General features: G+C 61.3%; 23 protein-coding genes and 1 pseudogene. 5 read left to right on the top strand and 19 right to left on the bottom strand.

Annotated features, from left to right (window positions below; translation table 11 throughout):
- Positions 1-249: pseudogene (locus T3A99_RS27760) on the top strand (DEAD/DEAH box helicase); the annotation flags it as partial.
- A gap of 253 nt (positions 250-502) precedes the next feature.
- Here T3A99_RS27760 and T3A99_RS27755 read toward each other — a convergent pair.
- Together T3A99_RS27755 and T3A99_RS27750 are read right to left on the bottom strand one after the other, a co-directional pair.
- Entirely contained in the window at positions 503-1,099 is a 597-nt protein-coding gene (locus T3A99_RS27755) for a YceI family protein (RefSeq protein WP_047226959.1), read from the bottom strand.
- 32 nt (positions 1,100-1,131) lie between these two features.
- Positions 1,132-1,683 carry a cytochrome b gene (locus T3A99_RS27750; protein ID WP_274090673.1) on the bottom strand — a complete coding sequence of 184 codons (552 nt, stop codon included), beginning with the start codon at positions 1,681-1,683 and terminating at the stop codon, positions 1,132-1,134.
- Positions 1,684-2,022: 339 nt separating this feature from the next.
- On the opposite strand from T3A99_RS27750, the gene T3A99_RS27745 reads away from it, so the two are divergent.
- A complete protein-coding gene (locus T3A99_RS27745) occupies positions 2,023-2,529 on the top strand; it encodes a hypothetical protein (RefSeq protein WP_047226957.1) in 507 nt (168 codons plus the stop codon).
- A gap of 571 nt (positions 2,530-3,100) precedes the next feature.
- Here T3A99_RS27745 and T3A99_RS27740 read toward each other — a convergent pair.
- On the bottom strand, positions 3,101-4,858 hold the full coding sequence (locus T3A99_RS27740; protein WP_322834999.1) for a flavin monoamine oxidase family protein: 1,758 nt from the start codon (positions 4,856-4,858) through the stop codon (positions 3,101-3,103).
- A 224-nt stretch (positions 4,859-5,082) separates the two neighbouring features.
- Between T3A99_RS27740 and T3A99_RS27735 the strand changes: the two genes are divergently transcribed.
- Together T3A99_RS27735 and T3A99_RS27730 are read left to right on the top strand one after the other, a co-directional pair.
- Positions 5,083-6,489, top strand: coding sequence for an adenosylmethionine--8-amino-7-oxononanoate transaminase (locus tag T3A99_RS27735; RefSeq protein WP_076383370.1), 1,407 nt, complete (start codon positions 5,083-5,085; stop codon positions 6,487-6,489).
- Between the two features lie 202 nt (positions 6,490-6,691).
- Complete coding sequence (locus tag T3A99_RS27730) at positions 6,692-7,411, top strand: 16S rRNA (uracil(1498)-N(3))-methyltransferase (RefSeq protein ID WP_322834998.1); 720 nt, start codon at positions 6,692-6,694, stop codon at positions 7,409-7,411.
- Positions 7,412-7,477: 66 nt separating this feature from the next.
- Here T3A99_RS27730 and trhA read toward each other — a convergent pair whose 3' ends face one another.
- A complete protein-coding gene (gene trhA / locus T3A99_RS27725; RefSeq protein ID WP_047226953.1) occupies positions 7,478-8,095 on the bottom strand; it encodes a PAQR family membrane homeostasis protein TrhA in 618 nt (205 codons plus the stop codon).
- A gap of 220 nt (positions 8,096-8,315) precedes the next feature.
- Between trhA and T3A99_RS27720 the strand changes: the two genes are divergently transcribed.
- Entirely contained in the window at positions 8,316-9,230 is a 915-nt protein-coding gene (locus tag T3A99_RS27720) for a LysR substrate-binding domain-containing protein (RefSeq protein ID WP_047226952.1), read from the top strand.
- 118 nt (positions 9,231-9,348) lie between these two features.
- Here T3A99_RS27720 and madM read toward each other — a convergent pair whose 3' ends face one another.
- The 15 genes from madM to T3A99_RS27645 all read right to left on the bottom strand — a co-directional run bounded on the left by madM (position 9,349) and on the right by T3A99_RS27645 (position 25,003).
- Positions 9,349-10,113: a malonate transporter subunit MadM gene (gene madM, locus T3A99_RS27715; RefSeq protein WP_076386537.1), complete on the bottom strand. Its 765-nt coding sequence runs from the start codon at positions 10,111-10,113 to the stop codon at positions 9,349-9,351.
- A 5-nt stretch (positions 10,114-10,118) separates the two neighbouring features.
- The gene (gene madL / locus T3A99_RS27710) at positions 10,119-10,511 is read right to left on the bottom strand and encodes a malonate transporter subunit MadL (RefSeq protein ID WP_047226951.1); all 393 of its coding nucleotides are present in this window, start codon (positions 10,509-10,511) and stop codon (positions 10,119-10,121) included.
- Between the two features lie 67 nt (positions 10,512-10,578).
- Positions 10,579-11,499 (bottom strand): malonate decarboxylase subunit epsilon, encoded by a 921-nt coding sequence (mdcH, locus tag T3A99_RS27705; RefSeq protein WP_107323037.1) that lies wholly within the window; start codon positions 11,497-11,499, stop codon positions 10,579-10,581.
- On the bottom strand, positions 11,496-12,119 hold the full coding sequence (locus tag T3A99_RS27700; RefSeq protein ID WP_274090672.1) for a malonate decarboxylase holo-ACP synthase: 624 nt from the start codon (positions 12,117-12,119) through the stop codon (positions 11,496-11,498). The genes mdcH and T3A99_RS27700 overlap by 4 nt, the downstream gene beginning before the upstream one ends.
- On the bottom strand, positions 12,113-12,916 hold the full coding sequence (gene mdcE / locus T3A99_RS27695) for a biotin-independent malonate decarboxylase subunit gamma (protein ID WP_107323038.1): 804 nt from the start codon (positions 12,914-12,916) through the stop codon (positions 12,113-12,115). The genes T3A99_RS27700 and mdcE overlap by 7 nt, the downstream gene beginning before the upstream one ends.
- The gene (locus tag T3A99_RS27690; RefSeq protein ID WP_047226947.1) at positions 12,913-13,764 is read right to left on the bottom strand and encodes a biotin-independent malonate decarboxylase subunit beta; all 852 of its coding nucleotides are present in this window, start codon (positions 13,762-13,764) and stop codon (positions 12,913-12,915) included. Before T3A99_RS27690 ends, mdcE begins: the two co-directional genes overlap by 4 nt.
- Complete coding sequence (locus tag T3A99_RS27685) at positions 13,757-14,056, bottom strand: malonate decarboxylase subunit delta (protein WP_047226946.1); 300 nt, start codon at positions 14,054-14,056, stop codon at positions 13,757-13,759. Before T3A99_RS27685 ends, T3A99_RS27690 begins: the two co-directional genes overlap by 8 nt.
- Positions 14,056-14,931 carry a triphosphoribosyl-dephospho-CoA synthase gene (locus T3A99_RS27680; protein ID WP_322834997.1) on the bottom strand — a complete coding sequence of 292 codons (876 nt, stop codon included), beginning with the start codon at positions 14,929-14,931 and terminating at the stop codon, positions 14,056-14,058. The genes T3A99_RS27685 and T3A99_RS27680 overlap by 1 nt, the downstream gene beginning before the upstream one ends.
- Positions 14,932-16,602 carry a malonate decarboxylase subunit alpha gene (gene mdcA, locus T3A99_RS27675; protein ID WP_047226944.1) on the bottom strand — a complete coding sequence of 557 codons (1,671 nt, stop codon included), beginning with the start codon at positions 16,600-16,602 and terminating at the stop codon, positions 14,932-14,934.
- A gap of 194 nt (positions 16,603-16,796) precedes the next feature.
- Entirely contained in the window at positions 16,797-19,367 is a 2,571-nt protein-coding gene (gene mdoH, locus T3A99_RS27670; protein ID WP_047226943.1) for a glucans biosynthesis glucosyltransferase MdoH, read from the bottom strand.
- Complete coding sequence (locus tag T3A99_RS27665) at positions 19,360-21,099, bottom strand: glucan biosynthesis protein G (RefSeq protein ID WP_218277732.1); 1,740 nt, start codon at positions 21,097-21,099, stop codon at positions 19,360-19,362. The genes mdoH and T3A99_RS27665 overlap by 8 nt, the downstream gene beginning before the upstream one ends.
- A gap of 349 nt (positions 21,100-21,448) precedes the next feature.
- Positions 21,449-21,886, bottom strand: a complete 438-nt coding sequence (dtd, locus tag T3A99_RS27660) for a D-aminoacyl-tRNA deacylase (RefSeq protein ID WP_076383364.1) — start codon at positions 21,884-21,886, stop codon at positions 21,449-21,451.
- The gene (pip, locus tag T3A99_RS27655; protein WP_047226941.1) at positions 21,883-22,854 is read right to left on the bottom strand and encodes a prolyl aminopeptidase; all 972 of its coding nucleotides are present in this window, start codon (positions 22,852-22,854) and stop codon (positions 21,883-21,885) included. Before pip ends, dtd begins: the two co-directional genes overlap by 4 nt.
- Positions 22,855-22,959: 105 nt before the next feature.
- Positions 22,960-23,874, bottom strand: coding sequence for an alpha/beta hydrolase (locus T3A99_RS27650; protein WP_322834996.1), 915 nt, complete (start codon positions 23,872-23,874; stop codon positions 22,960-22,962).
- Positions 23,875-24,055: 181 nt separating this feature from the next.
- Complete coding sequence (locus tag T3A99_RS27645; protein ID WP_139048861.1) at positions 24,056-25,003, bottom strand: choline ABC transporter substrate-binding protein; 948 nt, start codon at positions 25,001-25,003, stop codon at positions 24,056-24,058.
- Between the last annotated feature and the right edge of the window lie 19 nt (positions 25,004-25,022).

Genomic DNA, 25,022 nt, shown 5'->3' with positions numbered 1-25,022 from the left:
AAGCGCAGCGGCCCGCGCAACGGCGCACCTCGTGACGGCCAGGCCCGCCGCGAAGACTCCCGCCCTCGCCGCCCGGCACGTGACGAGCAGCCTCGTCAGGAACCTGCCGTGCAAGCCCCTCGTGGTAACCAGCCGAAGATCATGCACAAGGAGTCGAAGATCGATCGATTCCCGACGCCTGAACAGCTGGATCAACTGCCAAGCCGTCCACGGGGCGAGAAGCCGGCACTGCTGACCCGCAATCGCTGAGTTTCTCCAAGCCGTAAAAATGCCCCTGATCTCGCGATCAGGGGCCTTTTTTTTGAGTGACGCCGACTTCACCCTGTGGGAGCGAGCCTGCTCGCGATTGCGTCGGTTCAGCCAGTACAGAGGTTGACTGACCCACCGCTATCGCGAGCAGGCTCGCTCCCACAAGGGGTCATGTGCGGTTCACAAGATTCCATACGGCAATAAAAAACGCCCCTGATCCAAGATCAGGGGCGTTTTTTATCAGGCGCGAATGTTATTTCGCTTTGACACCTTCAAACGAAACGTACAGCTCGACCACGTCGGACGTTGGGCCCAGGTCTTTCTGCTTGCCGAAATCGGAACGCTTGATGCTGGTGGTCCCTTCGAAGCCGGCACGGTAGCCGCCCCATGGGTCCTTGCCTTCACCCAGGAAGGTGGCTTTGACCACGACAGGCTTGGTCACGCCCAGCAGGGTCAGGTCACCAGCCACGTCGGCGGTTTCCTTGCCATCAGCGTTCTTGCCGGTGGATTTGACGCTGGTGGACACGAAGGTGGCCTTGGCAAATTTGCTCGCGTTCAGGAAGTCAGCACTGGCGATGTGCTTGTCGCGCTCGGCGTGGTTGGTGAACACGCTGGCGGTGTTCACGTTGAACTCGATCTTGCTGTCTTCAGGCTTGGCGGCGTCGAAGCTGAACTTGCCGTCGATGTCCTTGAAGGTACCGGTGATGTAGCTATAGCCCAGGTGGCTGATCTTGAAGTCGACGAAGGCGTGTTGGCCTTCCTTGTCGACCACGTAGTCGGCAGCCATGGCCTGACCGGCCGACAGCAGGGCAGAACCAATTGCCAGGGCGGCGAGCGTTTTTTTCAACATGCTTTCTATTCCTTTGGAGTCGAGGTTGAACATCAGGCTTGGCGTCCCAGCATGCGCTTGAGGGTCGCGTCACGATCGATAAAGTGGTGTTTCAATGCTGCCAACGCATGGAGGCCGGAGAAAATTACCAGCGCCCATGCCAGGTAGAAGTGAATCTGGCCGGCAACGTCTGCCTGATCGGGCAGTCCGGACACCAGCGCGGGTACTTCAAACAGACCAAACACCGGAATCCCGACACCGTCTGCGGTGGAAATCAGGTAACCGGCAATCATCACGGCGAACAACCCGAGATACAGTGCGCTATGGCCAAGCTTGGCGCCGACGCGGGTCAGGCGGCCATAGGTTGGCAAGGTCGGTGGTGGCGGACTGACAACCCGCCAGATCACCCGCAGCAACATGACTGCCAGCAGCACCAAGCCAATGCTCTTGTGCAGGTCCGGCGCGTCTTTACGCCAGGTGCTGTAGTAATCCAAGCCGACCATCCACAGCCCCAGCGCGAACAGCCCGTACACCACCAGTGCAATGCCCCAGTGCAAAACGATGCTGACCCAGCCATAGCGAGAAGAAGAGTTGCGTAGCTGCATTGCTCATATCCTGTGAAAACTGCGACCAAGACTAGCGAGTTATCTATCGATTTAAAGCGAAAAATTTTGCTTTGAAATATCGAGAAATACGATCATCAGTCTGGAGGGGGTGGGTTAAGGAAAGATTAAAGGGGAAACGGCGGGTGATGGCGAGGCAATCAGGCAGCCTTTGGGGCCTGTATGGACCTCATCACGAGCAGGTTCGCTCCCACAGGGGACCGCACCGGAGCCGTTACCGCCGTCCAACTATTTGTTCCATTCAATATATATCTATCGCCATTTTCACTTTCACCCTTGATCAAATGAGCGCTCCACAACTCATTGAACAAGGTGAACAAAATGGCTGTTCGTTATACCCATTTTAAAGCTAACGGCTCGCCGCAATTACCCCCTAATCAAACGATGTCCCCGGGGCAATACCTAAAATCCAGTAATGGGCGGTTCCGATTGATATTGCAGGCCGATGGAAACTTGGTAATCAAGGACCGCGAGGCAATTATCTGGACCGCTGGTGATAAACAACCTCACAGCGTCACGTTGTATCCAAGGAGAATGCGTGAACCTCTACAATTCGTCGTCAGCAACAGCGGCTTTCTTTATGATCCGTCCAGACGGCGATTGTGGATCGCCGAAAGCACCCACAGTACTGATAAGTCACTTTGGTATAACACTTGTATGACCATGCAGGACGATGGAAACCTGGTCATTTTTGACATGCGAACAGGCAACCTCTGCTGGGCCCGCTTTGGCTTCGTTCCGGGACGTATGTCGAAGCCGAAGCGGGTCAGGATCCTGTTTGAGGACGTGCCAATTCATACGTGGTCATTTTCGTTACCCCCTCTCTAAAAATTCTCTTAGGTAATGTTACTTAATGGGGTACTCGGACCTGTGGATCCATATCGCATCTGTACGCCAATTGAGGGTCGTATTTTTTAAGCGTCATACGACCGCCAGTAAAGCCTCTACTGGCGAGCATTATAAAGAACATCAAAGCTTCTATCGGTTTCATGGTCGCTCCAGTTTACGAGCCTGAAACTTGAATCATTAATTTACCGAGCACTCAGGCTTATATGGATCGATGGAGCATTTGTGTGCTAACTGCGGATCTCTTTTTGGAATCATCGGAATTGTCAAAGGATCCCGGCATTCGCCATACACACATCCATATATCGAAACCAATACAACCACTGCCATTAGTATTTTCATACGCGCTCCTGTTTTTCGAGGAGCCTAGACTTTTGGTTTGGTAAGCGCCATAGCCTGCTTCTAGTTAAAGGGTGGGAAGTTTCCGATTTATCGCCAAGGCGTGTAGGACGTAGCGCTTATTAAGCGACGCCGGGCTTTGAGTGGCGCCGCCGGCACGCTTGATGCTGGATAAAAAACGCGGCCCTTGAGCCGCGTTCTTTCCACCTGATCGTTACTGAGCCTTGGTTTCAGTAGTCGTCGTCGGTTTGACTGCCGGCTTCTTCGCCGGCGGGGCCTTTTTCACCGGAGCCTTGGCCGGGGCTTTTTTGGCCGGGGTCTTGGCGGCTGGTTTTTTCACCGCTGGTTTGGTGGTTGCTTTCTTGGCGGGCTCAACTTTCGCCGGGGCTGGCGCGGGTGGTGCCACCGGTGCGGGCGCTGGGGCGGGTGCCGGCACTGGAGCAGGCGCTACCGGCTCCGGAGCCTTGACCGGCTCCGGCTTCTTGTCGTCATCCGAACCACCAAACAGGTTGGAGAAGAAATTACCCTTCTTTGCCGCCACCGCACCGGCAGCTGCTGCCGCTGCCACCGGCACGACCTTGGCCGGTTCAAACGATTTGCCCGCCGCCAGGTCTTCAACCTGGCTGGCTGCCCGCTGACCGCTACGCAACGCGCCCTCCAGAGTGCCCGGATACAAGGTGTCGGTGTGTTCGCCGGCAAAGGCTACGCGCTGCAACGGCATTTCCCACAGGCGCCAGTACTTGCTGATCTGGCCCGGTCCGAAGGCCAGGTACGCGCCGCCCATGGACGGGTCGGTGCTGTAGCGGCGAATTTCATAACCGGTGAAAGCACCCCGGGCCTGCGGGTAAAACGCGTGCAAGCGAATCAGCACCTGATCGGCCATCTGCTTGTCACCAAAGGCCTGCATCACCCGGGCGTTGTCGCCGGACAGATTGATGACCACATTGGCGCCGCCCTTCATGGCCGGCTCGATCCACATCATGCCCAGACCGGTGTTGCTGTAGATCTCACCCGACATGCGCGCCTTGCTGTCCCAGACCGGGGTCTTGAACTTGAGCATGATCTGGTCGCGCCAGCCGTAGTTGGTGCCCTTGATCGCGCCCTGATGCCGGGCGTCCAGGGCCGGGGTCAGCTGGATTTTGTTCAGGGCTCGCAACGGCACCGCCAGCACTACGTAGTCAGCTTGATAGCCGACGCTGCCAACCTTGACGGTAACGCCGTCCTTGTCCTGGGAGATGGCCGAGACGGGCGAGCTGGTCTTGATGGTTTTCAGTTGCTTGACGAAAGCCTGGGCCAACACAGGGCTGCCACCCAGCAGGCGCGCGGCGCGCAGGTCACGGTCGGACACACCACGGTAGACCCGGGTTTGCTGGGCAAAATACAGCAACGACAGTCGCGACGGCTCGTCATAGCGGGTGCGGATCTGCTGGTTCACCAACTGCCGCGCGGTGGTCGGCAATTGCAGACGGTCGAGCCAGTTGGAGACACTGATCTGGTCCAGTGCGTGCAACGTGTTGTTGGCCGACGGGTTCTGTGGGTCTTCAATGGAACGGGCCAGGTCGTCCAGGGTGGTTTCGTAACGTTTGAGGGCCTCAGCCGTGGCCGGTTGCTTGGTCGCCAGGTCAGCGGCGGTGAGGTAGGTGCCGTCGATCAAATAGCTGGGGGTGCGCACGAACTCCGGGGCCGGTGTGGTGCTCAACTTGAAGGTCGAGATGTACTTGTTCAGTACCGGCTGAGTTTTTTCGTTGCCGATCCATTCACTGGTGGCCATGCCCGAACGACCGCCCAGGCTTGGCTTGGCTTCCAGCAGGGTTACCTGCCAGCCTTTGTTCTGCAGCTCGTAGGCCGCCGTGAGCCCCGCCAGGCCGCCGCCGATGACGATCACCGTCGGTTGCTTGTCCTTGGCCAGCGCACACACGCTGAACAGCCCTATCACCACCAGCGCACAGGCGCGCAGCCAACCAGCAGACATTCAGCGAACTCCGGAATAAAACGCAGGAACGATCAGTTTTTCGAGCCAGACGGCTCAGAGAACGGCGAAGAATACGTCAGCCACCCCAGCGCCGCCAGCGGCGTCTATCGCCTTACTCAAGGTAGCAGGAATGACACAATGGGTTGTCCCCGGGGCTGCCATTGCATAGGCTTGCCCGATTGTTTTGCCCGCGCCCGCCGCGAGCCGCCTCGAGGAGACTGTATATGGGCCTGAATAACCAGTGGATGCAACGCGACCTCGCGGTGCTATGGCATCCCTGCACCCAGATGAAAGACCACGAAAAGCTGCCGCTGATCCCGATCAAGCGCGGTGAAGGCGTGTGGCTGGAAGACTTCGAAGGCAAGCGCTACCTCGATGCCGTCAGTTCCTGGTGGGTCAACGTGTTCGGCCATGCCAACCCGCGGATCAACCAGCGCATCAAGGACCAGGTCGATCAACTGGAGCATGTGATCCTCGCCGGCTTCAGTCACCAGCCGGTGATCGAACTGTCCGAGCGCCTGGTGAAGATGACGCCTGAAGGCCTGACCCGGTGTTTCTACGCCGATAACGGCTCGTCCTGCATCGAAGTGGCGATGAAGATGAGCTTTCACTACTGGATCAATCGTGGCCAGCCGGCCAAGAAGCGCTTCGTCACCCTGAGCAACAGCTACCACGGCGAAACCATCGCCGCGATGTCGGTGGGCGACGTGCCGCTGTTCACCGAAACCTACAAGGCGTTGCTGCTGGACACGATCAAAGTGCCGAGCCCCGATTGCTACCTCCGCCCCGAAGGCATGAGCTGGGAAGAGCATTCGCGCAATCTGTTCGCGGCCATGGAACAGACCTTGGCCGAACACCACGACACCGTGGCCGCCGTAATCGTCGAGCCGCTGATCCAGGGCGCCGGTGGCATGCGCATGTATCACCCGGTGTACCTGAAACTGCTGCGCGAGGCTTGCGACCGCTATGGCGTGCACCTGATCCACGACGAAATCGCCGTCGGCTTCGGCCGCACCGGCACGATGTTCGCCTGTGAACAGGCCGGTATCACCCCGGACTTCCTTTGTTTGTCCAAGGCCCTGACCGGCGGCTACCTGCCGCTGGCGGCGTGCGTGACGACCGATGAGGTCTACAGCGCGTTCTACGACGACTACCCGACCCTGCGCGCCTTCCTGCATTCCCACAGCTACACGGGCAACCCGTTGGCCTGCGCGGCGGCCCTGGCGACGCTGGATATCTTCGAAGAAGACAACGTCATCGAAAACAACAAGGCCCTGGCCCAACGCATGGCAAGCGCCACCGCACACCTGGCCGATCACCCGAATGTGGCCGAAGTGCGCCAGACCGGCATGGTCCTGGCCATCGAGATGGTCAAGGACAAGGCGAGCAAGACCGCTTACCCATGGCAGGAACGTCGCGGCCTGACGGTGTTCCAGCATGCTCTGGAGCGCGGCGCATTGCTGCGGCCGCTGGGCAGCGTGGTGTATTTCCTGCCGCCGTATGTCATCACCCCCGAGCAAATCGACTTCCTGGCTGAAGTGGCCAGCGAGGGCATCGACATCGCCACCCGGGACAAGGTCAGCGTGGCGGTGCCGAAGGATTTTCATCCAGGATTCCGTGATCCGGGTTAAAACCCCGGTGTTCTTGTTGGAATACTGTTGTGGCGAGGGGGATTTATCCCCGCTGGGCTGCGCAGCAGCCCTAAAACCGGACACTCCGATACTTCAGGCAAATCGCGTTGTAAGCATTTGGGGTTGCTTCGCAGCCCAGCGGGGCGGTGCGACGTTTCGCTAAATCCCCTCGCCACAGGTTTAACTTTTTCAGAGATTCGAAATGAGACTGTCCCGCTTCTTCATCGACGCCCCCCTCAGCCTCGGCGCTCACGAACTGCCCGAAGCCCAGGCCCACTACATCGGTCGGGTGCTGCGCATGGCCGAGGGCGATGCGGTGCAGGTGTTCGACGGCTCTGGCCAGGAGTTTCGCGGCACCCTGGCCGAAGTCGGCAAAAAACGCGTGCTTGTGCAGTTGAACGAACAATTCGCCGGGCAGGTTGAATCGCCCTTGCGCATCCACCTCGGTCAGGGCCTGTCCCGGGGCGAGCGCATGGACTGGGCGATCCAGAAAGCTACCGAACTGGGCGTCAACGAGATCACGCCGATTTTCAGCGAGCGCTGCGAAGTGCGCCTCAAGGACGAACGCGCCGACAAACGCCTGTTGCACTGGCGCCAGGTGGCGATCAGCGCTTGCGAGCAGTGCGGGCGCTCCACCGTGCCGGTGATCCACCCGCCGCTGCTACTGGCCGACTGGCTGAAGCAAACCGACGCCGAACTGAAACTGGTGCTGCACCCGGTGGCCGAGCCGCTGGTCAACCATGCCAGACCGTCGAGCCTGGCCTTCCTGATCGGCCCCGAGGGCGGTTTGTCGGATGCCGAAGTTGAACAGGCCAAGACCGCCGGCTACCACGCCGCCCGCCTCGGCCCGCGCGTGCTGCGCACTGAAACCGCACCGGTGGTGGCACTGGCCGTGGCACAGCAGCTGTGGGGGGATTTCTAAAGTCGAATGAAGAAGCCGTGTGGGAGCGAGCCTGCTCCCTCCCACAGGACCAGCGGTGGTTATGAGCTAGAGCACATAGAACAAGATCGCCACAAAATGCAGCAAACTGCCGGCGATCACGAACAGATGCCAGATGCCATGGGCGTGCCGCAACCGATGGTCCAGCGCGAAAAAGACAATGCCGACGGTGTACAACACACCACCCGAAGCCAGCCAGGCAAAGCCGGCGCTGCCCAAGGCGGCCAATAACGGTTTGACCGCCACCAGCACGATCCAGCCCATCACCGCGTAGATCACGATCGACAGGATTCGTGCTTCAGAGCGCGGCTTGATCTCCTGCAAGATCCCGATCAGCGCCAGCCCCCAGACAATCCCGAACAAGGTCCAGCCCCACGGCCCGCGCAGGGTGACCAGGCAGAACGGCGTATAGCTGCCGGCGATCAGCAGATAGATCGAAAAGTGATCGACCTTCTGCATGATTGCTTTCTTGCGCCCGCGCACACTGTGGTAAACCGTCGAAGCGCTGTACAGCACCAGCAAGGTGAAACCGTAGATCGCCACGCTGACGATTTTCCACGCATCGCCCGTCATCCCGGCAATTACCAGCAACCACACCGCCCCGATAAAAGCCGCCACCGCCCCGACCAGGTGGGTCCAGGCGTTGAGTCGCTCTCCGTGATACATCCAGTCCCACCTCACATTCCAAAACAGACGCCAAGGCTCAGGCTTGGCGCTACAAAGTGCAATGTTTAGCTCTCTGTGGGAGCAAGGCTTGCCTGCGATGAAGATAACGCGGTGCCTCAGGAGCCTAGTCGCCTGCATCGCGAGCAAGCTTTGCTCCCACAGATCAACATCCTCCTACCGATTGGGGCACAATCGGGCGATACGAATAAGAGTCCACCCCATGCTGATCGACGAAGAATTGACCCTGAAAAAACTCGAGGTGTTCCTGGCGTTCATGCGCACCGGCAATCTTGCGCGGGCGGCGGCCGAGTTGCAGACCAGCAACGTCAGCGTACACCGGGCCATTCACTCGTTGGAAAGCGCCTTGCGTTGCCCGTTGTTCAAGCACGAGGGCCGCAACCTCACCCCCCTGGAAAGCGCTTACGTGCTGGAAGAACGCACACAGAAGCTGATCCAGGACGTGATCGAAAGCGTGCGCCTGACCCGTGAAGCCGCCGGGTTTTCCGCGGAGCGGTTCAAGCTCGGCTCGCTGTATTCACTGACGGTCAAGACCGTGCCGCAGTTGATCATGGGCCTGAAAATCCGCCGCAGCGAACTGAACATCGACCTGATCCTGGGCTCGAACATCGACCTGCTGTACAAGCTCAAGAACATGGAGGTGGACGCCATCCTGATCTCCCTGGACGACAGCGTGAACGACCCTGACTGCGAGCATATCGAGCTGTTTTCAGACGACATTTTTCTCGCCACGCCAGCCGATTCAGCCTTCGCCCAACGCAGTGAAGTGGACCTGGCCGAAGTGTGCAACGAAACCTTCATCACCCTCACCCAGGGCTTCGCCACTCATCAGGATGGTAATCGAGTGTTCAAGCAGGCGGGGTTCGAGCCGAAGGTGGCGATGCAGGTCAACGACATCTTCACCCTGCTGAGCATGGTCAGCTCCGGGGTCGGTTATGCCTTGCTGCCGGGACGGATTGCGGCGGTGTATGAAAACCGGGTGAAACTGATCCCGTTGCAGGAAAAGTATCGGCTGCAGCAGCACATCGGCGTGGTATTCCTGAAGGCCAAGGAGCGCGATCCGAATTTGCTGGCGTTGCTGGCGGAGTGCCGGATGTATGCCAATCGCCAGGCTTGAGACCCAGTCGCCTTCATCGCGAGCAGCCTCGCTCCCACACAGGATGGTGAACACCGATCCAATGTGGGAGCGAGCCTGCTCGCGATGAGGACAGCCCGCTCAGCGAAAATTCAAAGCCTTAGCCCAACAACCCCCGCATGATCAGATACAACAGCGAAGGCCCGAGCAAGCACCCGAGCGCCGTGTAGAACGCCGCCGTCAGGCAACCATACGGCACCAGTTTCGGATCGGTGGCCGCCAGGCCGCCGGCCACGCCGCTGGAAGTGCCCATCAACCCGCCAAAGATCACCGCACTGCGCGGATTGTTAAGGCCAATAAAGGGTGCCACGAACGGCGTCGCCACCATCACCAGGATCGCCTTGATCAAACCGGCGGCGATGGACAGCGCCATCACCTCGGAACTGGCACCGATCGCCGCGCCAGTGACCGGCCCGACGATGTAGGTCACCGCTCCGGCGCCGATGGTGGTCAGGCTCACCGCGTCGGTGTAACCGAAGGCCATCGCCACTCCGACACCGGCGATGAACGAGGTGGCCACCCCGACGAACAACGCCAGCACCCCGACGAACCCGGCGCGCTTGAGTTCCTCGACACTCACGCCGAACGCCGTGGCGACAATGGCGAAGTCACGCAGCATGGCGCCGCCCAGCAGGCCGATGCCCGAGAGCAGCGGAATGTCTACTACACCCTTCTGCCCGCCGGTCATCGCACCGCCGATGTACGACAGCACCAACCCCAGGAGAATCGCGATGGCCGAACCGTGCAGGCGGCCCTTGGTGAACGTGTCGCTGATCCAGTACGACACCCACATGGTGATGCCGACAATCGCAAAGCCACTGAGCAGACCGTAACCGGTGATCACTTTCATCATTGATTCGTACATGGCAATCACCCGACTGTCTTGGCGGAAACATCGGTTTCAGGCCCTTTGTTGCCGATGCGCACCAGCACCGGCACCATCGCAAAGGCAATCACCACCGCCAGGGTCCCAGCCAGAATCGCCATTGGCCCGCCCTTGAGCGCACCATAGACGTTTTGCTGGGCCGCCATCGCGACCACGATAGGAATGTAGATCGCACTCCAGAATTCCACGCCGGCTTCGGATTTGCCCTTGAACAGGCCGCGTTTGCTCAGGTAACTGCCCAGGCCGATCAACAGCAGCATCGCAATGCCGACACCGCCGACGTTGGCCGGCACGCCGATCAGTTTGCCCAGCAGCTCACCGATGAAAATACCCGCCAGGGTACAAAAGGCCAAAAACGCCACACCGTAAATAATCATTGTTGTAGTCCTCAAAGTGCATCGTCGAAGTTGTTGTTTTTGTGCTTCGCCAGCTTGAGTCGGTGGTTTAGGGTCGGCGGCGTCCCTCCTCTCTGAGCAACGTCTGCAAGGTGTCCAGGCGCGCACCGTCGAAGGCAATGACGGTGCCCTGCTCGAACACCCGACGCGCCAGTCCCGTCAAAACCGCACCGGGTGGCAGTTCGATCTGTAACCGCACGCCTCGCTCGTAGGCGCTTTGCACGGTGCCGCGCCAATCCACCACGCGGCACATGTTGAAGGCCAGGTCCTCACGCAAGGCGTCGGTGTTCACCACGGGCCGGGCACGACTGCCGCTCAGATAACCCAAAGCGGGCGCTTTCAACGGCACGTCGGCAAACGCCTGGGCCAGTGCCCGGGCCGGGACCTCCAGCAACGGGCAGTGGGACGGTACGCTCACCGCCAGCCGACACGCTTTCGCGGCGCCCTGGCGGCGTGCTCTCTCGGCAACGCTGGCCATGGCCTCGTCACTGCCAGCGATGACCACCTGGTTATCGGCATTGATGTTGGCCAGGTAAACCGGCGTCATGGCGCTGTGTACCTGCGCGAGCAACGCCTCCACTGTCGCCAGATCAAGGCCGATGATCGCCGTCATGCCGTAGCCTCGCGGATACGCCTGCTGCATCAGTTCGCCACGCAGGCTGACCAGGCGCAATGCATCATCGAACCCCAGCGCACCAGCCACCACCGCCGCCGGGTACGCGCCGATGGACAGGCCCGCGACGTAATCCGGCACAGGTGCCTGTTCCAACAATTGCCGGGCCGCCGCGACACCCGCGATCAACAGACACAGTTGTACGGCTCGGGTCGATTGCAACGCCTCGGTGCTGTCCAGCTGTCGTACGTTTTCGCCCAGCACTTCACAGGCCAGTTCCAGCAGTTGCGGCGACACGCCCTGGAGCATGCCCGCTCGCTGCGCACCCTGGCCGGGGAATACCAAAAGGCTGCTCACGCCACTTGCTCCAGCGCCGGTTGCCATGGATCGGTCACCAGACGCGCCTGAAGATTATCCTTGAGCAATACCCGCCGCGCCGAGCCGGCCCACTCGCGCAGGGCGACGGCGCCGAAGGGGGTTTGCAGTTGCATGTCCACGGCGCACGTCGAACCGTCCAGTTGTGCCAACAAATCCCTGGCCTGGATACGATCCAGCGGATCCGGTGTGCGCAGGATCAAGTCCAGATCGCTGCGTGCATGCAGCGCCTCGATGCCACTGGCCAGTTCAAATCCGGCGCTGCCGCTGACGCCCCAGATCCAGCCGCTGGCATCCAGCATCGGCCGCACTTGAGCGAGCGCCTGCAACGCCGGCAATTCACGGCGCAATGCGACATGGCAAAGGTCCTCCGGGCGCACCCGGCGCTGGATCGCCGCCACCGGCATCGACGTGGCGTAACGCTGTTCCCGCGAGACGCCTCGCACGCCCACGGCAATTTGTCCCGGCGCGGTGATCGCTCGCCGCACCACCACCGGCTGCTCAAGGCTCAAGGACTCAATGACCCACGCCGGCGCATCCGCAGGCAACGCCTGTGGAGTCATTCCCCATAGCAGGTCGTGGGCCAGGAAGGTGCTCACCACTGCGCTCTCAACAATTGGCGAACGGTGCTGGAAGCCGCACGATGCGTCGCCCCGAGACGGCTGCTCAGGTCCCGAGGCGCACCTGCCACTTCGTTGATCGCCTGTTGCAGACAATCCCTGACCCGTGCCAGATCCGCCGCGTTTGGCTGTTCGATCTGCTCCACCGACAGGGTTTCCCAGAGCAAACCGAGGCTGGCGAAACTGTCGATGTCGTAGGCCATCGGCGGCACGCTGGCGGCCAGGGCCTCAAGCTCTTCGACACTACGCAGGGTCACCCGCGCCGCCGAGGCCTTGCCCATGGCGTGGACCATCACGCCCGGATCACGCAAGGCGATCAACCGGTTGGCCTGATAACCGTGGGCCAGGAACGCCCCGGACATCGCCTTGCCCACCAGCAAACCAATCACCGGATGCCCGGCCAGCCGCGCTCGGGCATAACTGTCTGCGGCACCGGCCAGGGCCTGATGAATGCCGAGGGCTTCTTCGCGACGACCATAGGCCTGGCTCGGCACATCGACGATGGCAATCAGCGCGCGCTTGCTGGACGCATCACGGTCGGCGTCAATAGCCTCATCCACGGCCTTGGCCAAGCCCCAGCCTTCCAGCAAACCGACTTCGCCGTTGCGGGCACGAGGGAAACGGCTATCGGGATCGGCCACGACGGCCAACAGCCGCACGTTCTGCTCGCCCAGCGTGACGTCGGCCACTTTCAGAGAAGCGGGCAATCCTGCCAACGGCGTGGCGCCGTCGCTCAGAGCCGCGAACCAGCGCAAGCCTCTCAACGAATACGAATTCATGGGCGTTCTCCCTGATACAGCTGGCGAACCGCGGCCGGTTCGATTTGCACTTCAGTGTCCAGTCGGGCCAAACGTTGCAGGAACACTTCGGCCTGACCGCTGCGGTGCTCGGCGGGTACACCCAACTGCAACAACTGGCTGACTTGCTCGCGGATCTGCGCCACGTCATCAGCCACATAGCGGTCCACCAACCCGGTGGCGAAGCGTTGCTCACCGCCGGTCAGGCTCCAGATGAACGGCCGATCACGCGAGTCGTACTCGTCGATCCCGGCTTCCTGCTCGATCACTTGCGGTCCGTTCAGGCCCAGTCGCGCTTCCTGGGTCACCAGCAGATAGCTGCACAGCCCAGCGGCGATGGACATGCCGCCAAAACAACCGACGCTGCCGGCCACCACGCCGATGACGGGCTGGTACTGGCGCAAGTCGACAATCGCCGAATGAATCTCGGCAATCGCCGCCAGCCCCAGATTGGCCTCTTGCAGACGCACGCCGCCGGTTTCCAGCAGCAACACGGCGCGGGTCGGGATGCCCTTGCGGTTGTCTTCAGCGGCCAGCTCCAGCGCGCCGGCGATCTTCGCCCCGCCGACTTCGCCAAGGCTGCCGCCCTGGAACGCGCCTTCGATGGCCGCGATCACCACCGGCAGGCCATCCAGCAAGCCCTTGGCGATCACCACACCGTCGTCGCTTTGCGGCACCACGCCCTGGCGCAGCAGCCACGGCGACATGACTCGCTGAAAGGGGTCGAGCAGTTCACGGAACGAACCGTTATCCAGCAAGGCCTTGGCCCGTTGCCGGGCACCCAGCTCGACGAAGCTGTGTTTATTGAGCAACGCGGCGCTGTCAGTCATGGCCGATCTCCTCGAAGCCCTGTTCCAGGCGCAAACGCACCACCCCGGGGGTGGCGCCGAAATCGTGGATGTCGATCGCCAGGGCCGGCGGCATCTGGCCGTCGAACATGCGGGCGAACAGGTGTTGCCAGCGTTGTTCACTGCCGTTGACCGAGGTCTGCACCTGAATGGTCAACTTGCCCGCCAGGCCCGGCTCGATCAGCACTTCCAGGTCGCCCGAGCCGACACAGCCCACCAGCGCCCGGCCCCGTGGCGGCTGCCCGGCGGGAAATTCAAAGGATAAGGTTTGCATCAGCACACTCCTGGGAAGAGGCCATCGCCGCGCTCGATACGGTCGAGGAACAGGCAGGCGGCGAGCAAGTCAGCAGCGCCGCCGGGCGAGGCGTTCATGGCAATCAGTTGTTGGTCCAGCGCATGCAACTGGCGACGACCGCCCAGGCTGGCACTGCCACCGGCGTCGAGCACCGCTCTGGCACCGTGCTGCATGGCCTGCAAACCCGGCTCACCGGCGCGGTAGAGCACGCAGGTGTCGGCCAACGTCGTCATGATCGCCAACAAGGCATCGAGCCGGGCGTTCTGTTCTCCCGCCCCCGCCGCGCGACTGCGCTTGAGTTGTGGCAGGCCCAGGCCGGTGACGGCCGGGAACGCCAGTTGCGCTTCTTCCCGGGCACCGCGCACGCCGTAGCGTTGGGCCACTTGAGCGCCATGGCTGAAAGGTTTGGGGGCGTAGCGATCGTTAAGCAAGGCCAGGCGGGCGGCACGTAAAGTGACGGCGCTGGCGACGCTGGATTCAGGTTCCAGCGCGGCCGCAGCTACCAACAACCCCAACGCCCAGATCGCGCCGCGGTGGGTGTTCACACCATCGGTGGTAGCGAGCATCGCCGCTTCCCCCTCACGGCCGATCCGCCCAAGGGCTTCGCGCAACGGCAGGCCGATCTCGCCGCATTCAAGGGCGGCGTCGGCCATTTCCTTGAATGCCGGCCACAGCGACAGCGCCGAAGCGTGCATCAGCCCCAAGTGCAGATCAGTGTGGGCGCCATTGCCGCGCGGATCCACCAGGGCCGGTTTGGGTGACAGGTCGGCTTCGTCGATCAGCGCGTCCACGGCCATATCCGCCAAGCGCTCGGCCAAGGACAATTTTTTCGGTTGCAGGTTGAAGGCGTGCATTTACCAACTCCTGAACTTGGCGGGCGGGTTGTAGAGACCACCGGACCACTCCACCAGATCGGCCACGCTCTTGGCGGCGAGCAACTCGCGGGTGGCATCGGTGCGACGAATGCCGAGGTCTTCAGGCAGGGCAATCAAGCCTTCGCGGCGCATACGGGCAGTGTCTTTCGGGTTATGGCGCAAACCGATGGCAGTGACCCCGGCCACGGCCGCGATCATTGCCTGACGCTCTTCCAGCGAGCGGGCCTTGTACAGGTAGGCGATGCCTTCTTCGGTGAGCAAATGGGTGACGTCGTCGCCGTAGATCATGATCGGTGCCAGGGGCATGCCGGCTTTTTTCGCCACCTCCACCGCGTCGAGGGTTTCGACGAAGGTGGGTTTGCCGCCCTCCTGGAAGGTCTCGACCATCTGCACCACCAGTTTCTTGCCGCGCTCAAGCAGCGGCGCCTCACCATCGCCGTGGCGCATGTCGAGCCAGGCCGGCGTGCCGTGACGGCGCCCCCGCGGGTCGTGGCCCATGTTCGGCGCACCGCCGAAACCGGCCAGTCGGCCACGGGTCACCGTCGAAGAATGTCCGTCACCGTCCACCTGCAAAGTGGCGCCGATGAACAGGTCCACCGCGTATTGCCCGGCCAGTTGGCAGACCATGCGGTTGGAGCGCAGCGAGCCGTCATGACCGGTGAAGAACACGTCCGGCCGCGCGGCGATGTAGTTTTCCATGCCCAGTTCGGTGCCAAAGCAATGCACGCTTTCGACCCAGCCGCTTTCGATGGCCGGAATCAGGGTTGGATGAGGATTGAGGGTCCAGTTACGGCAGATCTTGCCCTTCAGGCCGAGGGACTCGCCGTAGGTCGGCAGGATCAGCTCGATGGCGGCGGTGTTGAACCCGATGCCGTGATTGAGGGACTGGACGTTGTGTTTTTCGTAGATCCCACGGATGGCCATCATCGCCATCAACACATGCACCGGCTTGATATGGCGCGGGTCGCGAGTGAACAACGGTTCGATGTAGAACGGCTTGTCGGCCACCACCACGAAATCGACCCAGGACGCCGGGATATCAACCCGTGGCAGGTCGCTGACATCGTCCACCAATTGGTTGACCTGGACGATGACGATGCCATCGCTGAAGGCCGCCGGCTCGATCAGCGCGGGGGTATCTTCGGTGCTGGGGCCGGTGTAGATATTGCCGGCACGGTCGGCCATGAACCCGGCCGAGAGCACCACGTTGGGAATCAGGTCCACCACCAACCGGGCATAGAGCTCGATGTAGGTGTGGATCGCGCCGACTTCCAGCAGACCGTCTTCGAGCAACTGGCTGATGCGCAGGCTCTGGGTTCCGGCGAAGGAAAAATCCAGCTTGCGGGCAATGCCGCGTTCGAACAGGTCCAGGTGTTCGGAGCGACCGACGCTGGGCATGATCATGTGCAGGTCGTGCAGCTTCGCCGGGTCGACTTTGGCCAGAGAGCGTGACAGGAAATCCGCCTGCTTCTGGTTATTGCCTTCCAGCACCACGCGATCGCCCGGAAGGATCAACGCCTCCAGCGCCGCGACGATCTTGTCGGTGGGCAACACCACACCGTCGGCAAGCCCCTTCACCAGCTCGAGACGCCGCTGCTTTTCGCAACGCCGCCGCGTCCAGCGCGAGTCGGGGGATATTGTTGTTGTCATGACCACTCCACGGGTTCGCTGTCGTGGGGGTCACATTAGGAGTGTTGTGGCGCGGGCATCAATCAAGCTAAGTGGCGAACTATTACGGTTAGGGTAATGGTCTGCGCATAGAGTCCATTCGGGCGGTATTCACATACTCAAACAGCCCCCAACAAAAAGCCCCGCTTCCTTTCAGAAGCGGGGCTTTTTGCGTATCAGGCCAGTTGAGGCTGTGCGCTCATGGGCTGAAGCGGCAGTAACGGAGCGTGGGGATCGGCCTTGACCGATGCACGCCACGCCGACAGCCATTCGGTATGCCCCTCGCTCCAGACCTGCTCATGCAGGCGGGACAGGGCCACCGGGTCGCTCAGCAGCGCCAGTCGCTCGCTGTTGTTCAGGCCCGCCGGGCCCACCTTGAGGGCATGACGAACCCGTTCGATCCGCAGCCATTCGATCGGCTCGGCCTGGCCGTGACGCGAGGTGGCCAGCGCAAAGGCCAGGGCGTTCTGTTGCGGATCGACCACTGCGCGGATGAAACCGTCGTTCAGCGCGTGCCAACGGTTTTCATGAGTGTACTGGTCAGTCGACAGCAGTTCCTGTGGCGGTGCGTATTCCTCGGGGATCAGGAACAGGCTTTCATCGCGGGACTTCAAGCCAAGGCCCACTCGGCTGGAGATTACCGACACCGGAATCGACAGCATCAGCGAACCGACGATCGGCACCAACCACCACAAAAAGCTCGGGTTCAGCCAGATCACCAGCAAGGCCCAGAAGAAGCCCAGCAGGGTTTGCGGGCCGTGGCGCTTGACGGCTTCGCTCCAGGGCGTGGAGTCGTCGTCACGCTTGGGTGAATTCCAGGTAGCGGCCCAACCCAGGAAGGCGGCGAGCACGAAGCGGGTGTGGAAAATCATCCGCACCGGCGCCAGCAGCATGGAGAACAACATCTCCAGCAGCATCGACATCGTTACCTTGAACTTGCCACCAAACTCTTTCGCGCCCTTGGCCCAGATCAGGATGATGCTCAGCAGCTTGGGCAGGAACAGCAACACGATGGTGGTGGAGAACAGCGCGATGGCTTTTTCCGGATGCCACTGCGGCCACAACGGGTACAACTGGCGTGGCTCGAGGAAGTATTGCGGTTCCATCAGCGTGTTCACCGCCAGCAGCGCGGTGGATAGCACCAGGAAGAAGAACCACAGCGGTGCCGACAGATAGGACATCACGCCGGTCAGGAATACCGCGCGATGCACCGGGTGCATGCCCTTGACCAGGAACAGCCGGAAGTTCATCAGGTTACCGTGGCACCAGCGACGGTCACGCTTGAGTTCGTCCAGCAGGTTCGGCGGCAACTCTTCATAGCTGCCCGGCAAGTCATAGGCAATCCAGACGCCCCAGCCGGCACGGCGCATCAGCGCTGCTTCAACGAAGTCGTGGGACAGGATGGCCCCGGCGAACGCCCCTTTACCAGGCAACGGCGCCAGGGCGCAGTGCTCGATGAACGGCTTCATGCGGATGATCGCGTTGTGACCCCAGTAGTGGGATTCCCCCAACTGCCAGAAGTGCAGGCCGGCGGTGAACAACGGACCGTACACCCGAGTGGCGAATTGCTGCATGCGCGCATACAGCGTGTCCATGCCCGAGGCGCGTGGCGCGGTCTGGATGATGCCAGCATCCGGCGTGGCTTCCATCAGGCGCACCAGGCTGGTCAGGCACTCGCCGCTCATCACGCTGTCGGCGTCGAGCACGACCATGTACTTGTAGTCACTGCCCCAGCGACGGCAGAAGTCGTCGAGGTTACCGCTCTTGCGCTTGACGCGACGACGACGGCGGCGATAGAAAATCTTGCCAAAGCCCCCGGCTTCACGGCAGACGTCCAGCCAGGCTTGCTGCTCGGCGACACAGATATCGGTTTCGTTACTGTCACTGAGTACGAAGAAGTCGAAACGATCCAGGTCCCCGGTGGCCGCAACCGACTCGAACGTGGCGCGCAAACCGGCGAACACTCGCGGCACATCCTCGTTGCAGATCGGCATCACCAGCGCGGTGCGGGCGTCCTTGGGAATCGGCTCGTTGCCGGCACTGGCACCGGAGATGCGGTACTTGTCGTGACCGGTCAGCAACTCGAGAAAACCCATCAGCGCCGTCCAGAAACCGGCCGATACCCAGCAGAACAGGATCCCGAACAGAATCAGGATGCTGGTCTGCAATGCATAGGGCAGCACCTGGGTAGCGGTCTGCAACAGCGGCTGGTGCAGGACTTCGTCCAGGTCCACCAACGACCAGCCCTGGTACGGCATGATGCCCTTCATGTACCAGCCGGCGACGATGGTCTGGCCGAGCATCAGGATCAGCAGGATATAGCGACGGATCGAACCCACGGTGCGCCAGCGTGCGTGCGGCAGCACGCGCTCGTCCTTGGGTGGCTTCGGCGGGTTGGTGCGACCTGTCAGGCGACGCCAGGCGCGCACCAGGATATTGGTGCGCCACGGCTCCGGTACCACCTTGGTCCGACGAATCGGCGGCGTGGCTTTGAGACAGACACGCCCGCTGGCGTCGAGCGCCAGCATTTCGGCGTCTTCGAGTTCTTCGGCGGTGCTCAGGGTCAGCCGACGGCCCACCGAGGCTTGCGCCGCTTCGGTAGGTGCATCGAAAGTCGACGACGAAAGGCGCTCGTGCAACTCGCTGAAAGACTTGCAGCCCGCCAGCTCGGCACGCTGCGCATCGGTCATGGGCAAATGGGCCAGATACTCGCTGAGCGTCTCTGGCTGTACTGGAGTATTACTCATCGGCTGGCAACTGATAGCTCCAGGTCTCGGTCAGGACTTGTTCAGTCGGTTCCGGTTCCTGCGGGGTTGGGGTCGACTCAGCGGCAGTGGACGCGTTGTCGGCCTTGGCTTCTTTTTCCTGCTCTTTTTCTTGCGCGGTTTCCTTATCGCTCTGCTGCCTGGCGACCTTGTCAGCCTTGGCAAGGGTCGTGGTCACCGCATGGGACGCGGCCGGCGCTTCAACCGGAACCAACGGACGGACCAGCGCGGCGCGCAATTCAGTGGACTGTTTCGGGTCTTTGATCTTCAGTCGCAGGGTCAGGCGCCAGCCCTTGGTTTCAGGGTTGTAGCGCACGTTATTCTCGACGATCTCGCCGTTTTCGCCGACGCTCACCTGACTACGCACTTCGGCGTCTTCCGGCAGGGCTTGCAGGGAAGGACCTTCGAAGTCCACCAGATAAGCCACGCTGCCGTCCGGCTGACGGATCAGGTTGGACTGCTTCACGTCACCGGTCGAACGCAGGGTCTGCTTGACCCAGGCGCTGTCCGGCGAATGCAGGTTGGCTTCGTCGAGGGTCCAGTGCAGGCGATAGGCGAAGTCCAGCGGCTGACCTGGCTCAGGCAGCTTTTCCGGGCTCCAGAACGCCACGATGTTGTCGTTGGTTTCGTCAGCGGTCGGAATTTCAACCAGATCGACGGAGCCCTTGCCCCAATCGCCTTTCGGTTCGATCCAGGCACTTGGACGCTTGTCGTAGCGGTCATCGAGGTCTTCGTAGTGGCTGAAGTCACGACCGCGTTGCAGCAGGCCGAAACCACGCGGGTTTTCTACCGAGAAATTGCTCACGGCCAGGTGTTTCGGGTTGTTCAACGGGCGCCAGATCCACTCGCCGTTGCCGGCATGGATCGACAAGCCGCTGGAGTCGTGCAGCTCTCGACGGTAGTTCAGGATCTTGGACGGCTGGTTGGCGCCGAACAGGAACATGCTGGTCAACGGAGCAATGCCCAGCTTGGTGACGCGATCTCGCAGGAACACGCGCGACTTCACGTCGACGACGGTGTCGGTGCCCGGACGCAGGATCATGCGATAGGCACCGGTAGCCCGTGGCGAATCCAGCAGGGCGAAGATCACCAGGTGCTTATCGGTCGGCTTCGGACGCTGGATCCAGAACTCGCGAAAGCGCGGGAATTCTTCACCCGATGGCAGGGCGGTATCGATGGCCAGGCCACGGGCGGACAAACCATAAACCTGGCCCTTGCCGATGACGCGGAAGTAGCTCGCGCCCAGCATGGTCATGATTTCGTCTTGCTTGTCAGCCTTGTTGATCGGGTACAGCACGCGAAAACCCGCGTAGCCCAGTTTCTCCGTGGACTTGGGATCGAACTTGACGTCACCGAAATCGAAGCGCGTCGGGTCATACTTGATTTCATCGACGGTGGTCGCGGTGATCTCGTTGATCTTCACCGGCGTGTCGAAATGCATGCCTTGGTGATAGAAGGACAGCCTGAACGGCGTCTTCTGATCGGCCCACTCGGCTTTTTCGGTGCGGAAACGGATTTTTTGATAGTCAGCGAATTTCATTTCGCGGAATTCGTTCGGCAGATTGCTGCGCGGGGCTTCGAATTTTTGCCCGGCCAGTTCTTGAGCCTTCGCCGATACATCATCCAGGCTGAATGCCCACAGTTGGCCCGCGCCAAACAGGCACAGCAGGGCCGAGCCCGCTACCAGAGCGTTTCTAAACCGTTTGGCAGTCATTTTTGGTGCATTACAGGGACTAACAATCACGAGCAACCCTCGCCGAAAACAGATCAAAAAACCAACGGCCAGATAAAGTATCTGCAAGGTATCGGCATTGAAATCCGCACCTGCAGGCCACTCTTGCCAAGTTGGCGAGCATTGTTCCGACTCCGATGGGACAAAATGATTCCCCAAACGGCCCAGGACAAGTCTCTACCTAAGTCAAATGGACCAGCGAACGCTGGTCCCCCGTAGCGCGCGATTATCTAGTAGCCCGCGTGACAACGCATCAGGGGTAACAAAGTATTTATCGAGAAAACTCCCTGTTTTGCCTCGAAACAGGACCGAAAAGATGTTTCAAACACTTTCAGACCTGTAACAGGAAGGTTACCGGGCCGTCGTTAACCAGATGCACCTGCATGTCGGCGCCGAATCTACCTGATGCCACAGTGCCATGCACCTGTTTCGCGTGGGTGAGCAGATAGTCAAAGAGTTCCTCGCCCAAGGCCGGAGGTGCGGCCGTCGAAAAGCTCGGGCGTAATCCGCTTTTGGTGTCCGCCGCCAGGGTGAACTGCGACACCAACAGCAAGCCACCGCCGACATCTGCCAGGGACAGGTTCATCTTGCCATCAGCGTCGCTGAACACCCTGTAGTTCAGTAGCTTGTGCAGCAACTTGTCGGCGCTGGCCCGGGTGTCCTCGGGCTCGACCGCCACCAGCACCAGCAGGCCCTGGTCCACCGCGCCAACGACTTCCCCTGCGACCTCGACCCGAGCGCCGCGGACCCGTTGCAACAGCCCCTTCATGCTTCTTCGGGCGGCAGGTCGAGCAGGCGCCGGGCCATTTGGGCGGCGGCGCGCACCAACGCATCGGTAATACCCGGCTCCGAAGCGGCGTGACCGGCGTCGCGGATCACCTGCAGTTCGCTGTTGGGCCAGTTCTGATGCAGTTCCCAGGCATTGTCCAGCGGGCAGATCACATCGTAGCGCCCGTGCACGATGACGCCCGGTAGATGGGCGATCTTGCCCATGTCTCGGATCAACTGGTTGGGTTCAAGGAATGCGTTATTGGTGAAGTAGTGGCACTCGATCCGGGCAATCGACAGCGCGCGCTGCGGCTCGGAGAAGCGATCGACCACCAGCGGGTTCGGGCGCAGGGTCGCCGTACGGCCTTCCCAGGTCGACCAGGCCTTGGCCGCGTGCATCTGGGCGATCTGGTCATTGCCTGTCAGGCGTTTGTGGAAAGCAGCGAGCAGGTCGTCGCGCTCGTCCAGGGGGATCGGTGCGATGTAATCCTGCCAGTAATCGGGGAACAGGCGACTGGCGCCGGCCTGGTAGAACCACTCGATTTCCTGCGGACGGCAGAGAAAGATCCCACGCAGAATCAGGCCGTGTACCCGCTCGGGATGGGTCTGGGCGTAAGCCAAGGCCAGGGTCGAGCCCCAGGAGCCGCCAAACAGCACCCATTTTTCGATGCCCAAATGTTTGCGGATGCGCTCCAGATCTTCGACCAGATCCCAAGTGGTGTTGTTTTCAAGGCTGGCATGGGGGGTGGAGCGGCCACAGCCGCGCTGGTCGAAGGTAACGATGCGGTACAGGTTCGGATCGAAGTAGCGACGGCTCTGGGCATCGCAACCGGCACCCGGGCCACCGTGAATGAACACCACAGGCAGGCCTTCCGGGGAACCGCTTTCATCGACATAGAGCGTGTGGGTGTCATCGACAGCCAGATCGTGCCGGGCATGAGGTTTGATCTGCGGGTACAAAGTCTGCATTGCGCGCTCCGTAAGGGGTCGAGTCATCCCTGGGGGGACTTCTATTTAATCTGCCGTCCGGCATCATAAACCCGAATTACCCGAATGAGCATGTCCCCTGCGCAGTCAAAGCGTGTCAGCCAGATACGCCAGCAGTGTGCGATACATCTGATCGACCTCCGGCACTTGGCCCCGGCCACGTAAACAGCCGTGAACCAATCCTCCCCCGACATACAGTACAGCATCCACACCTGCGCTGTTCAGCCGCTCGCTATAAAGGACGCCGTCGTCGCGCAACGGGTCCCATTGCGCCACGACGACCAGCGCTGGCGGCAGGCCGCTCAGGTCATCGGCGAGCAACGGCATGGCGAGGGAAGACGGTTGAGCGTCGCTCAGATAGAGGGCGTGATAACTGTCCAGATCGCTGCTGCTCAACAGTGGCGCATCGGCACATTCGCGCCGCGAGGGCAGATGGTCCGGGCCACCGAGGGCGGGATAAATCAGCACCTGACCCCGTGGCAGCGCTTGCCCGGCATCGCGCAAGGCCAGGCATAACGCGGCGGCGAGATTGCCTCCGGCGCTGTCACCGGCCACCAGCCGACGGCGAGGGTCGATGGCAAAGGGGGTGGCCGCCAGGTGATGCCACACGGCGAGGCAGTCTTCAAAGCCGGCGGGGAACGGATGCTCCGGCGCCAGTCGATAATCTACCGCCAGCACCAGCACGCCGAGGGTCGCGGCCAGTTCCATGCAGATGAAGTCGTGGGAGTCCAGATCACCCACCACCCAGCCGCCACCGTGCAGATAAAAGATGCATGGCCAGCCTTCGGACGGCGGCGCGCTCCGAGGGCAGTAAGCCCGCACGGCTACCCCGGCCAGCTCGAAATCCTCGACTGCCAGCGCTTGCGGGCATGGCGGGGTGAAGGCCCGGCACATCTGGCTGTAGGCCTGGCGTAGACCAGGGAGGCTGTTGTCCGGGGCGTTGAAGCTCAGGGTTTGGTCGATGAAGGCGGACATTGCCTGGGAGAGTGGATAAGTAGCCATGGAACGACGCCAACATAGAGGATCGGGATGGGCGCTGATTATGAGACGAGGGGATCTAAGTGGGAGCAAGGCTTGCCCGCGATGACGGCGGTACATTCAACATCAGTGTCGACTGACATATCGCCGTCGCGGGCAAGCCTTGCTCCTACAGATAAATCCCCTCGCCACGATCATCTAATCGTCAATTCTTGAGACTGGCCTGCACCGCCGCCACGCCATCCTTGCCGTCAAAACTGGTCACCCCGGTGAGCCAGCGCTGAAGATCCTCGGGGTGCTCACGCAGCCATTGCCGGGCGACGTCCTGGGGTGTCTTGCGCGCCATGATCGGCACCATCAACTGACTTTCCTGGGCGGCGGTGAAAGTGAGGTTTTCCAGCAAGCGGTTCACGTTCGGACAACGCTGGGCGTAGTCCGGCGCGGTGACGGTGGAGACCGTCGCGGCGCCTTCGTTCGGGCCGTAGACGTCTTCGCTGCCCGTCAGGTAGGTGATGTTCATATTGATGTTCATCGGGTGCGGGGTCCAGCCGACGAACACCACGAACTCCTTGCGATTCACCGCCCGCTGCACCGCCGCCAGCATCCCGGCCTCACCGGACTCGATCAGCTTGAAGTCCTTGAGGCCAAAGTGATTGGTTTCAATCATGGTCTTGATGGTGGTGTTGGCACCGCTGCCCGGCTCGATGCCGTAGATTTTTCCGCCGAGCTGCTCCTTGAACCGGGCGATGTCGGCGAAAGTCTTGAGGCCCGCTGCGGCCACGTAGTCCGGCACCGCCAGCGTGGCTTGGGCATCGGCAAGGCTTGGCTGGTCCAGGACTCTCACCTGGTTGGCCGCCAGGAACGGAGCGATGTTGTTGTCCATCGCCGGTTTCCAGTAGCCCAGGAAGATATCGAGGCGCTTGTCACGGATGCCGGCGAAGATGATCTGCTGCACGGCGCTGGTCTGTTTGCTTTCATAACCCAGCCCCGTAAGCAACACATCAGCCATGCCACTGGTGGCGATCACGTCGGTCCAGTTGACCACGCCCATGCGCACGGTCTGGCAGGACGCCGGCTCGGCGGCCATTGCCCCGCTGCTCAGGATGACGGTACCGCAGAGGATCGACAGACAGCGTTTGAACAGTCTTTTCATCGGGAAGGTCTCGTGCGGC

Source organism: Pseudomonas sp. N-137 (assembly GCF_034555295.1).
In the GTDB taxonomy this organism is placed as follows: Bacteria; Pseudomonadota; Gammaproteobacteria; order Pseudomonadales; family Pseudomonadaceae; genus Aquipseudomonas; species Aquipseudomonas rhizophila.
Note: the sequence above shows the minus strand (reverse complement) of the source record. Positions and strands in the feature narration are given on the sequence as shown.

Excerpts from the sequence above, each read along its gene's own strand:
- T3A99_RS27685 (WP_047226946.1), bottom strand. The coding sequence starts at position 14,056 with ATGCAAACCTTATCCTTTGAATTTCCCGCCGGGCAGCCGCCACGGGGC.
- T3A99_RS27750 (WP_274090673.1), bottom strand. The coding sequence starts at position 1,683 with ATGCAGCTACGCAACTCTTCTTCTCGCTATGGCTGGGTCAGCATCGTT.
- mdcE (WP_107323038.1), bottom strand. The coding sequence starts at position 12,916 with ATGAATTCGTATTCGTTGAGAGGCTTGCGCTGGTTCGCGGCTCTGAGC.
- T3A99_RS27645 (WP_139048861.1), bottom strand. The coding sequence starts at position 25,003 with ATGAAAAGACTGTTCAAACGCTGTCTGTCGATCCTCTGCGGTACCGTC.
- dtd (WP_076383364.1), bottom strand. The coding sequence starts at position 21,886 with ATGAAGGGGCTGTTGCAACGGGTCCGCGGCGCTCGGGTCGAGGTCGCA.
- madL (WP_047226951.1), bottom strand. The coding sequence starts at position 10,511 with ATGATTATTTACGGTGTGGCGTTTTTGGCCTTTTGTACCCTGGCGGGT.
- T3A99_RS27740 (WP_322834999.1), bottom strand. The coding sequence starts at position 4,858 with ATGTCTGCTGGTTGGCTGCGCGCCTGTGCGCTGGTGGTGATAGGGCTG.
- T3A99_RS27665 (WP_218277732.1), bottom strand. The coding sequence starts at position 21,099 with ATGACTGCCAAACGGTTTAGAAACGCTCTGGTAGCGGGCTCGGCCCTG.
- pip (WP_047226941.1), bottom strand. The coding sequence starts at position 22,854 with ATGCAGACTTTGTACCCGCAGATCAAACCTCATGCCCGGCACGATCTG.
- T3A99_RS27650 (WP_322834996.1), bottom strand. The coding sequence starts at position 23,874 with ATGGCTACTTATCCACTCTCCCAGGCAATGTCCGCCTTCATCGACCAA.
- madM (WP_076386537.1), bottom strand. The coding sequence starts at position 10,113 with ATGTACGAATCAATGATGAAAGTGATCACCGGTTACGGTCTGCTCAGT.
- T3A99_RS27735 (WP_076383370.1), top strand. The coding sequence starts at position 5,083 with ATGGGCCTGAATAACCAGTGGATGCAACGCGACCTCGCGGTGCTATGG.
- T3A99_RS27720 (WP_047226952.1), top strand. The coding sequence starts at position 8,316 with ATGCTGATCGACGAAGAATTGACCCTGAAAAAACTCGAGGTGTTCCTG.
- T3A99_RS27690 (WP_047226947.1), bottom strand. The coding sequence starts at position 13,764 with ATGACTGACAGCGCCGCGTTGCTCAATAAACACAGCTTCGTCGAGCTG.
- T3A99_RS27755 (WP_047226959.1), bottom strand. The coding sequence starts at position 1,099 with ATGTTGAAAAAAACGCTCGCCGCCCTGGCAATTGGTTCTGCCCTGCTG.
- T3A99_RS27730 (WP_322834998.1), top strand. The coding sequence starts at position 6,692 with ATGAGACTGTCCCGCTTCTTCATCGACGCCCCCCTCAGCCTCGGCGCT.
- mdoH (WP_047226943.1), bottom strand. The coding sequence starts at position 19,367 with ATGAGTAATACTCCAGTACAGCCAGAGACGCTCAGCGAGTATCTGGCC.
- trhA (WP_047226953.1), bottom strand. The coding sequence starts at position 8,095 with ATGTATCACGGAGAGCGACTCAACGCCTGGACCCACCTGGTCGGGGCG.
- T3A99_RS27680 (WP_322834997.1), bottom strand. The coding sequence starts at position 14,931 with ATGCACGCCTTCAACCTGCAACCGAAAAAATTGTCCTTGGCCGAGCGC.
- T3A99_RS27745 (WP_047226957.1), top strand. The coding sequence starts at position 2,023 with ATGGCTGTTCGTTATACCCATTTTAAAGCTAACGGCTCGCCGCAATTA.
- mdcA (WP_047226944.1), bottom strand. The coding sequence starts at position 16,602 with ATGACAACAACAATATCCCCCGACTCGCGCTGGACGCGGCGGCGTTGC.